Annotated in this window: 13 protein-coding genes; 9 read left to right on the forward strand and 4 right to left on the reverse strand. The window is 56.1% G+C overall.

Annotated features, from left to right (window positions below):
* The first annotated feature begins 15 nt into the window (after window positions 1-15).
* The 4 genes from pnp to ENH71_RS13840 are packed head-to-tail and all read left to right on the forward strand — an operon-like array spanning window position 16 to window position 5,885.
* Complete coding sequence (pnp, locus tag ENH71_RS13825) at window positions 16-2,136, forward strand: polyribonucleotide nucleotidyltransferase (RefSeq protein WP_294137906.1); 2,121 nt, start codon at window positions 16-18, stop codon at window positions 2,134-2,136.
* Window positions 2,137-2,196: 60 nt separating this feature from the next.
* Window positions 2,197-2,823, forward strand: a complete 627-nt coding sequence (locus ENH71_RS13830; RefSeq protein WP_294136421.1) for a tRNA-uridine aminocarboxypropyltransferase — start codon at window positions 2,197-2,199, stop codon at window positions 2,821-2,823.
* A gap of 58 nt (window positions 2,824-2,881) precedes the next feature.
* Window positions 2,882-3,226: a zinc ribbon domain-containing protein YjdM gene (locus ENH71_RS13835; protein ID WP_294136419.1), complete on the forward strand. Its 345-nt coding sequence runs from the start codon at window positions 2,882-2,884 to the stop codon at window positions 3,224-3,226.
* 40 nt (window positions 3,227-3,266) lie between these two features.
* Entirely contained in the window at window positions 3,267-5,885 is a 2,619-nt protein-coding gene (locus ENH71_RS13840; RefSeq protein WP_294136416.1) for an EAL domain-containing protein, read from the forward strand.
* 20 nt (window positions 5,886-5,905) lie between these two features.
* Here the strand turns inward: ENH71_RS13840 and ENH71_RS13845 are convergent, their stop codons facing one another.
* Window positions 5,906-6,628 (reverse strand): YebC/PmpR family DNA-binding transcriptional regulator, encoded by a 723-nt coding sequence (locus tag ENH71_RS13845; protein ID WP_294136414.1) that lies wholly within the window; start codon window positions 6,626-6,628, stop codon window positions 5,906-5,908.
* 150 nt (window positions 6,629-6,778) lie between these two features.
* Here ENH71_RS13845 and ENH71_RS13850 point away from each other — a divergent pair, with 150 nt between their 5' ends.
* The 5 genes from ENH71_RS13850 to phnE (ENH71_RS13870) all read left to right on the forward strand — a co-directional run bounded on the left by ENH71_RS13850 (window position 6,779) and on the right by phnE (ENH71_RS13870) (window position 10,888).
* A complete protein-coding gene (locus ENH71_RS13850; RefSeq protein ID WP_294136412.1) occupies window positions 6,779-7,324 on the forward strand; it encodes an AAA family ATPase in 546 nt (181 codons plus the stop codon).
* A gap of 75 nt (window positions 7,325-7,399) precedes the next feature.
* Window positions 7,400-8,362 (forward strand): phosphate/phosphite/phosphonate ABC transporter substrate-binding protein, encoded by a 963-nt coding sequence (gene phnD, locus ENH71_RS13855; RefSeq protein ID WP_317622426.1) that lies wholly within the window; start codon window positions 7,400-7,402, stop codon window positions 8,360-8,362.
* Window positions 8,363-8,406: 44 nt separating this feature from the next.
* A complete protein-coding gene (gene phnC, locus ENH71_RS13860) occupies window positions 8,407-9,225 on the forward strand; it encodes a phosphonate ABC transporter ATP-binding protein (RefSeq protein ID WP_294136411.1) in 819 nt (272 codons plus the stop codon).
* On the forward strand, window positions 9,222-10,076 hold the full coding sequence (gene phnE / locus ENH71_RS13865) for a phosphonate ABC transporter, permease protein PhnE (RefSeq protein WP_317622425.1): 855 nt from the start codon (window positions 9,222-9,224) through the stop codon (window positions 10,074-10,076). The genes phnC and phnE (ENH71_RS13865) overlap by 4 nt, the downstream gene beginning before the upstream one ends.
* Window positions 10,076-10,888 carry a phosphonate ABC transporter, permease protein PhnE gene (gene phnE, locus ENH71_RS13870; RefSeq protein ID WP_294136410.1) on the forward strand — a complete coding sequence of 271 codons (813 nt, stop codon included), beginning with the start codon at window positions 10,076-10,078 and terminating at the stop codon, window positions 10,886-10,888. The genes phnE (ENH71_RS13865) and phnE (ENH71_RS13870) overlap by 1 nt, the downstream gene beginning before the upstream one ends.
* A gap of 7 nt (window positions 10,889-10,895) precedes the next feature.
* Here phnE (ENH71_RS13870) and ENH71_RS13875 read toward each other — a convergent pair whose 3' ends face one another.
* The 3 genes from ENH71_RS13875 to ENH71_RS13885 are packed head-to-tail and all read right to left on the reverse strand — an operon-like array spanning window position 10,896 to window position 13,906.
* Complete coding sequence (locus tag ENH71_RS13875) at window positions 10,896-12,071, reverse strand: sensor histidine kinase (protein WP_294136408.1); 1,176 nt, start codon at window positions 12,069-12,071, stop codon at window positions 10,896-10,898.
* A 49-nt stretch (window positions 12,072-12,120) separates the two neighbouring features.
* Window positions 12,121-12,495 (reverse strand): VOC family protein, encoded by a 375-nt coding sequence (locus ENH71_RS13880; protein ID WP_294136406.1) that lies wholly within the window; start codon window positions 12,493-12,495, stop codon window positions 12,121-12,123.
* A 37-nt stretch (window positions 12,496-12,532) separates the two neighbouring features.
* Window positions 12,533-13,906: an amidohydrolase family protein gene (locus tag ENH71_RS13885; RefSeq protein WP_294136405.1), complete on the reverse strand. Its 1,374-nt coding sequence runs from the start codon at window positions 13,904-13,906 to the stop codon at window positions 12,533-12,535.
* Window positions 13,907-13,931 lie beyond the last annotated feature (25 nt).

The raw sequence follows: 13,931 nt of genomic DNA on the forward strand, positions 1-13,931 counted from the left end.
AAACAGGAACAGGTTATGTTTAATATTGTAAGCAAGACATTCCAGTACGGTGACCAAACGGTCACTCTGGAAACCGGCAAGATTGCACGACAAGCAACCGGCGCCGTTGTGGTCACCATGGGTGGCTCACAGGTGCTGGCAACTGTGGTGGCAAAAAAGACGGCCAATCCGGGCGCAGACTTTTTCCCGCTGACAGTCAATTATCAGGAAAAAACCTATGCCGCCGGCAAGATTCCCGGTGGCTTCTTCAAGCGTGAAGGCCGGCCGACCGAGAAAGAGACGCTGGTTTCACGCCTGATTGACCGGCCCATCCGTCCCCTGTTCCCTGCGGGCTTCAAGAATGAAGTACAGGTTGTCTGTACCGTCATTTCTTCGACCAAAGGCCAGGATCCTGATATCGCGGCCTTGATCGGCGCGTCTGCGGCACTGGCTATTTCCGGCGCACCGTTTCAGGGCCCGGTTGCCGCGGCCCGCGTTGGTTTCGATGTTGAGCGCGGTTATGTGCTGAACCCGGATGCCACGCGTCTGGAGACTTCGGCGCTGGACATGGTTGTTGCCGGCACTGAATCCGCCGTGTTGATGGTTGAATCGGAAGCCAAAGAGCTGACCGAAGACCAGATGCTGGGCGCTGTGCTGTTTGGCCATGAAGCCATGCAGACAGTCATTACCGCCATCAAGGAACTGAAAGCGGAAGCTGGCAAAGAAGCGTGGAATTGGGAAGCGCCCGCCGTCAATGAAACGCTGACCAAAGCCATCGCCGACGCCTTTGCCGATGGCATCTCAGAAGCGTATCAGGTGTCTGACAAAATGCAGCGCTACGATGCCCTGGGCAAGCTGCAGGCACAAGCGGCCGAGCAGTTCTCCGGTGACGACGAAGGTGTCAGCGCTGACGAAGTCAAAGGTGTGTTTGGCAAGCTGGAGAAGAAAGTGGTTCGTAACCGCATTCTGGATGGCGCGCCGCGAATCGATGGCCGTGATACCCGCACTGTTCGCCCGATTGAAATTGAAACCGGTGTATTGCCCAAGGCGCACGGTTCCGCCCTGTTCACGCGTGGTGAAACACAGGCGTTGGTGGTAACCACGCTGGGTGCCATTCGCGATTCACAGCTCATTGAAGGCCTTGAAGGTTCCAGAAAGGAAGCCTTCATGTTCCATTACAATTTCCCTCCGTTTTGCGTCGGCGAGACTGGCTTCATGTCAGGCCCCAAGCGTCGTGAGATCGGTCATGGCAAGTTGGCCAAGCGCGGTGTTCAGGCCGTGATGCCGAAAGAAGATGACTTCCCCTACGCGATTCGTGTGGTGTCGGAAATTACCGAATCCAACGGTTCCAGCTCCATGGCATCTGTCTGTGGTAGCTCGCTGGCGATGATGGATGCAGGTGTGCCGTTGTCAGCGCCGGTGGCCGGTATTGCCATGGGCCTGATCAAGGAAGGCGAGCGCTTCTCCGTGATCACGGACATTCTGGGCGATGAAGATCATCTGGGCGACATGGACTTCAAGGTAGCCGGCACTGAAAAAGGTGTCACGGCGCTGCAAATGGATATCAAGATCCAGGGCATCAATGAAGAAATCATGGAAATCGCCCTGAATCAGGCGCATGAAGCGCGGATTCACATCCTGGGTGTGATGAACAAGGTGTTGCCAAAGGCGCGCGAAACCGTGTCCGAGAATGCGCCTTCCATGGCCATGATGAAAGTTGATTCCGACAAGATCCGCGATGTTATCGGCAAAGGCGGCGCAACGATCCGTTCTATTACTGAAGAGAGCGGCGCGTCTGTTGATATCGACGACGACGGCAACATCCGAATCTACGGTGAAGATGCTGCATCGCGTGACAAGGCCATTGAGTTGATTCAGACCATCACGGCAGAAGCCGAAGTGGGTCAGCTCTATATGGGCAAGGTCGCACGCATTGTTGACTTTGGTGCCTTCATCACCATTCTGCCGGGCAAGGACGGTCTGGTCCATATTTCCCAGATCTCCGCTGATCGGGTGGAAAATATTGGTGAGTACCTCAATGAAGGTCAGGACGTGCTGGTCAAGGTCATGGACCTTGACGCGCGCGGCCGCATCAAGCTGAGCATCAAGGAAGTGACTGATGAAGACAAGGCAGCTTTTGCTGCTGATGCTGAGTAATCCGCGAGAAACCTCCGCAGCCGTCGCCCTTCCCGGGCGGCGGTGATCGGGAGTGCCGTTATGCCCCGAACCACATGCCCTGCCTGCTACCGCCCCCCTGCTTACTGCTATTGTTCCCACATTATCGACGTCGCAAATACCTGGCCGGTTTTCATCCTGCAGGATGTACGCGAAGCTAAACATCCGATTGGTACAGCCAGAATCGCTGCCCTGTCTTTAAGTCAGGCGGAAATGGTGACATTGAACCCGGACAAGGCTGATACGTCGGCTGACTTGCTCAACACGGTCTTCTCCAGACCGCTGAACAGTCCTGTTATGATTTATCCCGGTGACAATGCCAGGTCTGTGCGTGAACTGGGTGCTGCTGAGCTGCCCTCTGGCTCGCCCAGAGACCTGTTGTTTATTGATGCCAGTTGGGGCCGCAGTCTGCGCCTGCTGAAGGTATTTCCGGCGCTGAGTGCGTTACCTTGCTTTGTCCTGGACGGCCTGCCGGCGTCCCGGTATCGTATTCGCAGGCAGCCGTCGGATGATGCGGTGTCAACGCTGGAGGCAATTGTCTACACCCTGCAGCAGGTAGAACCGGCATCGGATTGCAGCGCCATGCTAGCGACCATGGATTGGATGGTCGGCCAGCAGATAAAACGCATGGGGCGTGATGTCTATCACAACAACTACCCGTCACAGTAACAGTGCAGGCCGGTTCTGGTGCTATGATGCCGGTGTTTGCGAAGAATAAGGAACGTCAATGGCCGAACTGCCCCAATGCCCGCAATGTGCTTCAGAATACACCTATGAAAACGGTATCCTGTTCATCTGCCCGGAGTGCGCTCATGAGTGGTCGCTTGAAGACACCAGCGCTGCGGAGGCCGACAACACCAGAACCATTCACGATGCCAATGGCAACGCCCTGGCCGATGGTGATACGGTATCCGTTATCAAGGATCTCAAGGTGAAAGGTTCTTCACTCGTCGTCAAGGTCGGCACAAAGGTCAAGAATATTCGCCTGGTTGAAGGGGATCACGATATTGACTGCAGGATTGATGGCATCGGGCCGATGAAACTTAAGTCGGTTTTTGTCAAAAAGGCCTGACAACATAATCGCCCCTGCCTGCTGTTAAGGGAAGTGCTCGATGGATGTAGCTGTCACATTGTGCAAGTTATTGAACCGCCACGCGGTTGTGCCCGTCCTGCTGCTATTGTGTGCAACTGTTGCCTGCCCGGTGACGGCGCAAACCACGTTGCGGGTTGGCGTCTATGAAAACACTCCGAAAATATTTCTCGATGGCGATGGCCGGATCGGCGGGATGTTCGGGGAATTGCTGACTGAAATAGCGCAGCGCGAGGCTTGGCAGATCGAGCCGGTTCCTTGCCAGTGGAACGAATGTCTGCAAATGCTGGAATCTGGCACCCTCGATATAATGCCGGATGTGGCATACATCCCCGAGCGCGCTCAGCGTTTCGACTTTCACCGGAATGAAGCGTTGCTGAGTTGGTCTCAGCTTTATGAGCGTGATGGGCTGGGGCTGTTCAGTTTGCTGGATCTGGATGGGCTCCGGCTTGCGGTCCTGAGAGGTTCGATACAGCAACGTTATCTGATGGAGTTGGCGGAGAATTTTGACCTGGCTGTGGAGTGGGTGTGGGTCGACTCGCTGGCAGCTGCGTTCCAGGCCGTGGCATCGGGTCTGTCAGATGCGGCTGTCGCCAACCATTTCTATGGTGACATGATGGCCTTCGAGCATGGTCTGCAACGCACACCCATCATGTTTCAGCCCAGCAGACTCTATTTCGCAGTGCCTGCCGGTCGTCATGCTGACCTGCTGGCAGTCATCGACACCTATCTGGATCAATGGAAGACGGATGAGAGCTCACCCTACTATGACCTGCTGCGACGCTGGAGTATTGAACCGGATGCTGCCCTGCCAGTCGTTGTCTGGTGGCTTATTGGCATCCTGGCTCTGGCCCTGCTTGGCGCCACTCTGTTTGCCATCCTGCTGCGTTTCAAAGTTGCCGAGAAAACACAAAGTCTGACTGCCAGTGAAACGCGTCTGAACACCATACTCAACAGTGTAGACGCCCATATTTACATCAAGGACTATAAGCTGCGTTATCAGTATGCCAATCGCAAGGTCTGTGATTTCTTTGGCATGTCGTTAGACGACATCGTCGGCAAAAAGGACAGCGACTTCTTTGACGAAAAGACCTGCGCGCTACTTGAGCAGAATGACCTGCAAGTCATTCGCCACGGCGAGCGTGTGGCTGATGAAGAAGCCAGTATTCTGGTTCGTAATCAGCAGCAGCATGACTTCCTGTCAATCAAGATCCCCCTGCGCAATCCCGACAACAGTATCTACGCCCTGTGTGGCATTTCGACGGATATTTCCGAACTCAAACAGATCCGTGATCAGCTGCACCAGCTGGCATTCTTTGATTCACTGACCGGGCTGCCCAATCGTCGCCTGGTGCTTGACCGGCTTGATCATGCCATGGCCGGCAGAAACAAGACGGGTTACGAAGGGGCCCTGCTATTTTTGGATCTGGATGATTTCAAGGTGATAAACGATACCCTGGGCCACGATGCCGGTGATCAGCTGTTGCAGATGTTCGCGCGCCGGCTCGAACGCGGACTGCTCAGCACGGACACGGTGGGCCGCCTGGGGGCTGATGAGTTTGTTCTGATTGTGGAGGATATCGCAGTCAATGCCGAGGACTCGCTGGTGCGTGTGCGTGATATGGCGGATATATTGCGCCGGCAACTGAACCAGCCGTTTGATCTGGCCGGGGTAGACTATGTGTGCGCAGTCAGTATTGGTATTGCAATGTTCTCTGATGCCAAAGACGGTGATGTGGAGGCGTTGCTGAAGGCTGCTGACCTGGCGTTGAATGCAGCCAAGACAGAGGGCAATTCGGTTTGCTTCTTTAATCCGGAGATGCAGATAGAGGTGACGCGCCGGACCCGGATTGAAACGGCGCTACGCAAGGCGCTGGCCGGTGACAATCTTGACCTGCACCTGCAACCTCAGGTAGATGCGGAAGGCCGGGTTTTCAGCATGGAAGCGTTGCTTCGATGGCATGACCCTCAAATGGGGCAGGTGGCGCCATCAGATTTTATACCGGTTGCCGAAACCTGCGGTCTTATTGTGCCTCTGGGTGAGTGGGTGCTGGCCACGGCCTGCGAAATGCTCGCCGACTGGAAAAAAGATCCGGTGCTGTCCACGCTCACTCTGGCAGTGAATATCAGCCCCCGGCAGTTCCATCATGCCGATTTTGTTGATCATATTCTCAAGTGCCTGGAACGTAACCAGGTTGATGGTGCCAGGCTGGAGCTGGAAGTTACTGAAGGGCTACTGATTGAGAACGTGGATGTCACTGTCGAGAAAATGGATCGACTGCGCGAGCGCGGCATCCGGTTTTCGCTGGATGATTTTGGTACCGGTTATGCTTCCCTGGGGTATCTCAAGCGGCTGCCGCTGTCACAGTTGAAGATTGATCAGTCCTTTGTGCGTGATCTGTTGCTCGACCCGAACGATGAGGCCATCGTCAGAACCATTCTGGCACTGGGAAGCAGTCTGGACTTGCGTGTGTTGGCCGAAGGCGTGGAAACGCTGGCGCTGGCAGAACGTCTGCGCGAAATGGGTTGTCAGTACTTTCAGGGTTATTACTTCAGTCGGCCACAACCGGAGTCCTATTGGCGCGGCCAGTGGCCGTCGCCGCTGGCCGGCAGCACTGCTGAGCTCCACAGCCAGCGGTAATGACCGTTGCTGGTCGCCCGTTAGTCCGGTAGCACGGCGTTGTGGTAAACGTTCTGCACGTCATCCAGGTCATTCAGCATATCCATGAATTTCTCGAACAGGGCCGCATCATCGCCGGTAATCTCGGTGCTGGTCTGAGCCAGAAACTGGATCTCGTCTACTTCGAACTCGACCTCACCAAAGGCATCACGTAGCGCCTGTCTTACCTTGGCGTATTCTGTATGCGGTGCAAATACGGTAATCAGGCCGTCTTCATTTTCGATGTCCGTGACATCAACGTCGGCTGTCAGCAGTGCTTCCAGGACAGCGTCTTCATCATCGCCCGTGATTGCCAGAATGGCGCAGTGATCAAACATGTGGGCGACGCTGCCCTGTGCGCCGATCTTGGTTTTGGTTTTGGTAAAACACTGGCGCACGTCGCCGAAGGTTCGGTTGGGGTTGTCCGTCAGACACTCAACGATCACCATACAGTTGCCGGGCCCGAAGCCTTCGTAACGCGCTGGCGAGAAGTCTTCGCCACCACTGCCACGTGCTTTCTCCAGGGCCTTGTCAATAACATGAGTGGGGACCTGGTCTTTCTTGGCGCGTTCGATCAGACCGCGCAGTGCGAGGTTGCCATCCGGGTCAGTGCCGCCGGATTTGGCGGAGACATAGATCTCGCGTGCATATTTGCTGTAGACCTTGGTCTTGGCGGCCGCCGTTTTGGCCATGGACTCTTTTCGGTTCTGGTATGCTCTGCCCATTGGTTGTACCTGACTGGATTGTATGTTTCGGGTTAGCGAATGCGGAAAAGCAGCATCATCATTAAAAAATCGAATCATACACGCAGCAGGCGGGTCAAATCCATTGTAGACTGCGCTTTTGTTGTTGTCTCTGGTTGCTGATTCCTGTTTATGTCTGATGTCAAAAATTTTGTACCCGTCTGGTTTTTGTTCGGCTTGTCCGGCAGTGGCAAGTCCTTTGCCGGTGAGGTGATTGCCCGCGCCCTTGGTTGGTCGGTGTATCACGCCGATGACGATATAACACCGGCGATGCAGCAGGCACTGGCGGCCTCCCGGCCCTTTACCGATGCCATGCGTGACGACTACTTTATATTGCTGGCCGACCGTATCCGGGCCCGACAGGCCCAGGCCGGGCCGGATCAGCCGCTGATAGTGACCCAGGGCGCATACAAAAAACGCAACCGGGACTTTCTGCAGGCGCAGGTTCCGGGTCTGGCACTGATCTGGATTGATGCCCCGGACAGTTTAATCGCGCAACGCCTGCGTCTGCGCTCGGCCGGTATCACCGAAGCGAGCGCGGCAGCGCTGAAGCAGGATTTTGAGTACCCGTCAGCCGGCAGTATGACGATAGTCAACGATAGCGGTGCCGAGCGTATCCTGGCGCAGTTCGAGGTCTGTCGGGAGCAGTGGTTGACCCGTTCGCCGCAGGTGATATGATCGCTGCTGCCCAGCAGTCAACACTGGGCGTCGCGTGGTACAAAACGTGAGACCAGTAAAAAATCGGGAGTGCCAGTGCTGGAACAGATCAGAACATTACAGGCGCCGGCCATACTCACGTTGCTGTTGGCCGCTGCCTGCAGCAGTGCCCAGGCGCAACTGTCACCGCGCTATCAGGACAGTAATCAGGACCTGGTGGCTGACCTGCCAGCAGATGAAGCGGACTGGCGGGACCCCCGTATTCTGATTTTTGCCTATACCCCAGTAGAAGATCCGGCGCTTTACACCCAGGTCTGGGACGAATTCATCACCCATATGGAAGGTCTCACCGGCAAAGAGGTACGCTTTTTCCCGGTGCAGTCCAATGCCGCGCAACTGGAAGCCATGCGTGCCGGGCGCCTGCATGTCGCTGGCTTCAATACCGGCTCGACACCGGTGGCGGTCAATTGTGTCGGTTTTGCACCTTTTGCCATGATGGCGGCAGAAGACGGCAGTTTCGGCTACGAAATGGAAATCATCACCTATCCAGGCAGTGGCATTGAGTCCCCGGCGGATCTGGCCGGGCGACAGCTGGCATTTACCTCCCCGACATCGAATTCGGGCTTCAAGGCGCCGTCAACCCTGCTGCTTAGCGAATTTGGTCTGACCGCCGGGGAAGACTACCGTACCGCGTATTCCGGCAGCCATGACAACTCGATTCTTGGCGTCGTCAACAGCGACTATGAAGCGGCTGCGGTAGCCAATGAGGTACTGCGTCGTATGCAGGGCCGTGACGTGGTGCGTGCTGAACAATACCGTTCCATATACCAGTCACTGACCTTCCCGACCACGGCCTATGGCATTGCACATAATCTGCACCCCGTGCTGGCAGACAGAATACGCCAGGCATTTTTCACCTTTGACTGGGAAGGCAGCGCCCTGCAGCGCGAGTTTGCGGATGCCGGCATGGCCACGTTTATCCCGATCAACTATCAGCAACACTGGCAGGTCATTCGTGCCATCGATGACGCCAATGACACTGTATACAACTGCGACTGACACCTATGTCCCGACAGCAGTATTGATAACAACAAGAGGCCACCATGCTTAAACTCACCGGGCTGAGCAAGCGTTACGATACCGGCGATCTGGCGCTGAATGATATCAACCTGACGGTACCGGCCGGGCAGGTGATGGCGCTGATCGGCCCGTCGGGTGCCGGCAAAAGTACTTTGATTCGCTGCGTCAATCGGCTAGTTGAGCCCAGCACTGGTGCAATTGAACTCAATGACCAGGACATCACGCGTGTCCGCGGCACCAAACTGCGTCAGGCCCGACGCCAGATTGGCATGATTTTCCAGAATTATGCTCTGGTTGAGCGTTTGTCCGTGATGGAGAATGTGTTGTCCGGGCGTCTGGCCTATGTCGGTTTCTGGCGTAGCTTTCTGCGCAGATTTCCGGCGTCTGATATTCAGCAGGCGTTTAATCTGCTTGAGCGGGTCGGGCTGCAAACCATGTTTGACAAGCGTGGTGATGCTCTCTCTGGTGGACAGAAACAGCGGGTGGGAATTGCCCGTGCACTCATGCAGAACCCAAAGCTGCTGCTGGTCGATGAGCCTACTGCCAGTCTGGATCCCAAAACCTCACGCCAGATAATGCGACTGATCTGCGAGCTGTGCCGCGAGCAACAACTCGCAGCCATCATCAATATCCATGATGTCGTGCTGGCCCAGCAGTTTGTTGATAGGGTTGTCGGTTTGCGCGGTGGTGAGCTGGTATTTGACGGGGATCCCAAGGACCTCAGCCCGGACATCCTGACCAGTATTTATGGTGAAGAGGATTGGTCGGTGGTTGACGATGACAATGAAGATGCCGAACCACCGGCTGCTGCCAGCGTTGATATCGCCGGAGCTCACCCGTGAGCCCGGCAGACACCGGCAGCGAGTTGTTGTCGGCGCCAGAACGGCAACGTATGGCGCAGGCCCGTGAGGGGCACTGGCGCCCATTACCGCTGGTTCGTAGCCGGCACTGGCGCTGGTTTATCAATGTCAGCGTGTTGCTGTATATCGTGCTGGCGTGGCTCAGTGTTGATGTCAACTGGAGCCGGGTGGCACAGGGCATGGAGCGGGGCCAGGAATTTGTAGCGTCGTTTCTGAGCCCTGATTTCAGCAGTCGAAGCGGCGAGATCCTGACCGGGCTGTGGGAGAGTCTGACCATGACTTTCACCGCCACTGTCATTGGCGTTGCGCTGGCGATTCCGGTCGGCCTGGGCGCCGCGCGCAACATCGCGCCCTTGCCGGTGTACTTTTTCTGTCGCGGCATCATTGCCATCTCCCGTACCTTTCAGGAAATCATCATTGCCATTCTGTTTGTCACCATGTTCGGCTTTGGCCCGCTGGCGGGGGTGATTACGCTGGCGTTTGCCACCATCGGTTTCATGGCCAAACTGTTGGCAGAAGATATTGAAGACACGCAAAAAGAGCCCCTGGAAGCCATCCGCGCTACCGGTGGTGGCTGGTTGCAGTGGATCAACTACGCCGTTCAACCTCAGGTCATGCCGCGTTTGATCGGGCTGTCGCTGTACCGGCTGGATATCAACTTCCGGGAATCGGCGGTTATCGGTATTGTTGGCGCCGGTGGCATCGGTGCAACCCTGAACACCTCCATTAACCGATATGACTATGATACGTCGGCGGCCATTCTGTTGCTGATTATCGTTATCGTACTGATGAGCGAATACCTGTCCGGGTATGTGCGCAAGTGGACGCAATAATGCCGGTTAAACACGTCAACAATGTGCCAGTCTGGCAGCGTCGCGAACCCCTGAAACAATACGCCATCTGGGCCGGCTGGATGCTGGGTGGCATGCTGTTCCTGCTGTGTTGGAAGGTAATTTCCGACAACACCATCTGGGAGTTCATGTACGATGCTGGCACACAGGCCGGCAGTCTGATCGGCAGGATGATCCCGCCTGACTGGAGTATTACCGGTTCGCTGATGGTGCCATTATGGGACACCATCAACATCGCAACCGTCGGTACCGCGCTGGGTATTCTGATTGCATTTCCCCTGTCTTTTCTGGCGGCACGTAATACCACGCCACATCCTGCCTTGCGTGCAGTGGCATTGGCCATTATTGTCAGTTCACGTTCAATCAACGCGTTGATCTGGGCGATGCTGCTGGTCACCATCGTCGGGCCGGGCATATTCGCTGGCATGCTGGCCATCGCGCTACGCTCTATTGGTTTTGTCGGTAAGCTGCTGTACGAAGCCATTGAAGAAATACACCCTACCCCTGTTGAAGCATTGTCATCCACCGGCGCGGCGCGCACCCAGGTACTTGCCTACGCGGTGTGGCCTCAGATCATGCCGGCGTTTGCCGGTATCAGTGTGTACCGCTGGGATATCAATATTCGTGAAGCAACAACGTTGGGACTGGTAGGCGCAGGAGGCATCGGTTTGCAGATGAATGCTGCCATCAATAACCTTGCCTGGGCTCAGGTTGCCACTGTTTTTGTCTTGATTTTTGCCACCGTGATTGTGTCTGAATGGGTGTCGGCAAAAGTGCGACACGCCGTCATCTGAGGGTTGCTCAGGAGGCGACTCTGGTGGTGTCGACGGTATCCGTATCGGGGTTGCGGGCGGGCAGGCGAATCTGCAACCGAAATCCCTGTTTGTCGGATAGCCAGTTAACGCTACCGCCGACTTCTTCAATGCGCTCCTTGATGCCCTTGAGGCCATTGCCGGCAACAATTTTTTGTCGTTTGCCACCATTGTCCTGAACCTGCAGCATGTAATCCTTATCGTCGTGGCGGGTGAACGAGATCTCGCAGCGGTTGGCGCCACTGTGCCGCAATACATTGGTCAGTGCTTCCCGGGTGCAGCGCAGCAGGGTCTGTGCCAGTTCTATCTCACCCAGTGTCGCGCTGAAATTGAGCTCAATGCTGATGCCGGGAATATCACTGATCAGTTTCTGTACCGCGTCCCGGAAGTTGATCGGTTCGTCTTCCCGTAGCTCGCTGACCGCGGTGCGCAAATCACTGAGCAGCAGTTTGCCTAACGCCAGCGCCTGCTCCACTTTCTGCTTGCCGGCGCCGTCGGTGATGTGGGTGGCCACTTCCAGTTGCAGTATCTGGGCTGTCAGGTGGTGGCCAAGCAGGTCGTGCAGATCGCGAGCAATGCGCAGGCGTTCACTTTGTCGCGAATGTTCGGATAACAGTTCGCGGGTTGCCAGCAACTCGCGGTTCAAGGCGGCGGTTTCTTCGCGTAATTCCTGTTCACTACGGGCGCGGTGAGTGGCCAGAACGGCGAATACATGAAACAGGCCCAGAGTGACCGATCCGGTCAGTGCCAGCATCAGGTTTTCATCACCCCAGTGAAACACCTGGCTCAAAGCAAATGCCGCAACACTGCCCAGCAGCAGCCAGCCGGTGGTGCGAATAGGGAATAATTCGGTGGCCTGAACGACCCAGACGATGCCCAGGATGGCGACGAAGCTGATGTCGACCTGGAAGTACAGGACAAAGATAGCAGCGGCTTCCAGCCAAAGCAGAGCCTGCAACCGTCGTTGCGATCCCTCTGCCCATGCAGATGTGAACAAAGCAAAGCAGAGCACGACCAGCGCAAAAAGCGCAGTGATTACTGACAGCGTGGTATTCCATTGTCCTGCTGTCTCGGCCAACAGATAAACGGAGAGCGCGCTGACGATGACAAGAACGGCGCCGCCGGTCATGCTTTGCGCGCGACTGCTACTCCAGAAACTGTCCATTCAGTTCTGCCTCGGATAGGGTTGGCTTGAGCGCCGTCGCTTGAACACCTCAGTCGTCGCCGGATCCGATCAGCAGCGTATTCCCTTCGCTGTCACGCAGCAGAGCAAAACTCTGCTCTGGATTCCACGGCGCCGGCCTCGGTGGCTGCAGGCCGTGGACTCCGCGGGCACACAAGTCCTCATAAGTGGTCTCCACGTCATCGACCGCCAGGACCAGGCTGGGGACTTCATTGATCAGGTCGTTCTCACGCTGAGTGAGCAATATCGCTGTCTCGGCGCCGGGGATGCCCAGCTCTATCCATCGCCAACCGGTTTTGTAGGGCGTATTCTGCAGGATTCTGAATCCCAGCTTCTCGGTATAGAAGCGCATGGCACGGCGCTGGTTACTGACCGGCAATTGCGTGAACTTGATAAACTGCAACATCGTGGAGCCTCTTCAATTGATGTCGTGCGCTGGCGTATCAACGTGCCAGGTGTATTGGTTTGCCCGCAATCCACACCTGTTCCAGCGAGCGGGTATGTCTGATGTCCTCTAGCGGGTTTTCCCCCATGACCAGCATATCGGCCCAATTGCCAACGGTCAGCGTACCGGTTTCACTCAAGCCCATGCAGTCTGCGGCGCCGCCGGTGGCTGAGTGCAGAATCTGCATGGGGGTCATGCCGGCGTCCTGCATCATCCACATTTCCAGGTGTTCAAAGTAGCCCTGGAAGCGCGCGGGCGGACCGCTGTCGGTGCCCATGGCGATTTGTACGCCCGCATCAGTCAGCATCTTAACATTAGCCATAGCGATTGGCAGCGATGCTTTGTATTGCTGCGCTGCGGCGCTTTCCCGCACCCGTTGCTGGCGTTCTGGCTCGCGCAGGGTAGCAAGTACTGCAGGGTCGGCTTCGCGGAGGAAAAACGGGTCGGCAAAAAAATCCGGCTCGCTTTCATAGACATAGGTGGACAACTCGCGCGTCAGTGTCGGGGTGTAACACACATTACTGGCCAGCATCAGATCAACAAACTCGTTGTCAACGTGAACATCGCGCACACTGTGAGCAATAAAATCCGCACCTGCGCGAACCAGGTCTTTGGTGTCCTGCAGATAATAGGTGTGTACTGCGAGTGGAATACCATGATGGTCAGCGCGTTTGCTGATTGCCTGGTAAACATCCGCAGACATCTTCGGGGTACGCCCCAGATTGTCATCGACCCGGATTTTGATAAAATCCGGCGACAGTCCGGCGGTAGTGTCTACCAGGGTCCGGCCTTCTTCTGGCGTCCGTGCGGACAGCACCGGGCCGGCAACATAAAGTCGTGCCCGGTCGAGAGTCGGTGTATTCTGCTGGTTCCGCAACGCGAAGCCTTCTGACTCATCATCGCCGAGGCTGACAACTGTTGTGACGCCGTAACGTGCGTACAAATCAAGCTGGCGCAACAGGTTTTGCCGGCTGTAATGCCCTGACTCCAGTCCACGGATTGCCCCGGCGTGTCCGTGGGAGTTGATGAAGCCGGGTGTCAGCGTTTTACCGGCCAGCGACTGCTGCTCCGCGTCGTCCGGAATAGTGACGTTGTCCGCATGACCAACAGCGATAATGCGGCCACCATCGACGACAAGGACACCATTTTCAACAGGAGCGCCGCCAGTGCCGTCGATTATGCGGACATCAGTTAATGCTGTGGGAGCGCCGGCAGCTGGCATGGCAATCAGTATCAGGCACGTTAGTAGCGTGCAAATGCGAGAGACTTCAGTGACCATATTGTTGACCGGCAGACCGGCAACAGAAGGTCCGGGTTCCGGCTTGCTTGCGCGGGTGCTCATCATTGGCTCCAGGGTTCGCGAATTCAGCATTCATTATGCGTATGACACTGTTGGT

Source organism: Pseudohongiella sp. (genome assembly GCF_011050365.1).
In the GTDB taxonomy this organism is placed as follows: Bacteria; Pseudomonadota; Gammaproteobacteria; order Pseudomonadales; family Pseudohongiellaceae; genus Pseudohongiella.

Bases quoted from the DNA above. Each gene is read 5' to 3' on its own strand.
- ENH71_RS13875 (WP_294136408.1), bottom strand. From the start codon at position 12,071: ATGGACAGTTTCTGGAGTAGCAGTCGCGCGCAAAGCATGACCGGCGGC.
- ENH71_RS13835 (WP_294136419.1), top strand. From the start codon at position 2,882: ATGGCCGAACTGCCCCAATGCCCGCAATGTGCTTCAGAATACACCTAT.
- phnE (WP_294136410.1), top strand. From the start codon at position 10,076: ATGCCGGTTAAACACGTCAACAATGTGCCAGTCTGGCAGCGTCGCGAA.
- ENH71_RS13840 (WP_294136416.1), top strand. From the start codon at position 3,267: ATGGATGTAGCTGTCACATTGTGCAAGTTATTGAACCGCCACGCGGTT.
- ENH71_RS13830 (WP_294136421.1), top strand. From the start codon at position 2,197: ATGCCCCGAACCACATGCCCTGCCTGCTACCGCCCCCCTGCTTACTGC.
- phnC (WP_294136411.1), top strand. From the start codon at position 8,407: ATGCTTAAACTCACCGGGCTGAGCAAGCGTTACGATACCGGCGATCTG.
- pnp (WP_294137906.1), top strand. From the start codon at position 16: ATGTTTAATATTGTAAGCAAGACATTCCAGTACGGTGACCAAACGGTC.
- ENH71_RS13850 (WP_294136412.1), top strand. From the start codon at position 6,779: ATGTCTGATGTCAAAAATTTTGTACCCGTCTGGTTTTTGTTCGGCTTG.
- ENH71_RS13880 (WP_294136406.1), bottom strand. From the start codon at position 12,495: ATGTTGCAGTTTATCAAGTTCACGCAATTGCCGGTCAGTAACCAGCGC.
- ENH71_RS13845 (WP_294136414.1), bottom strand. From the start codon at position 6,628: ATGGGCAGAGCATACCAGAACCGAAAAGAGTCCATGGCCAAAACGGCG.
- ENH71_RS13885 (WP_294136405.1), bottom strand. From the start codon at position 13,906: ATGCTGAATTCGCGAACCCTGGAGCCAATGATGAGCACCCGCGCAAGC.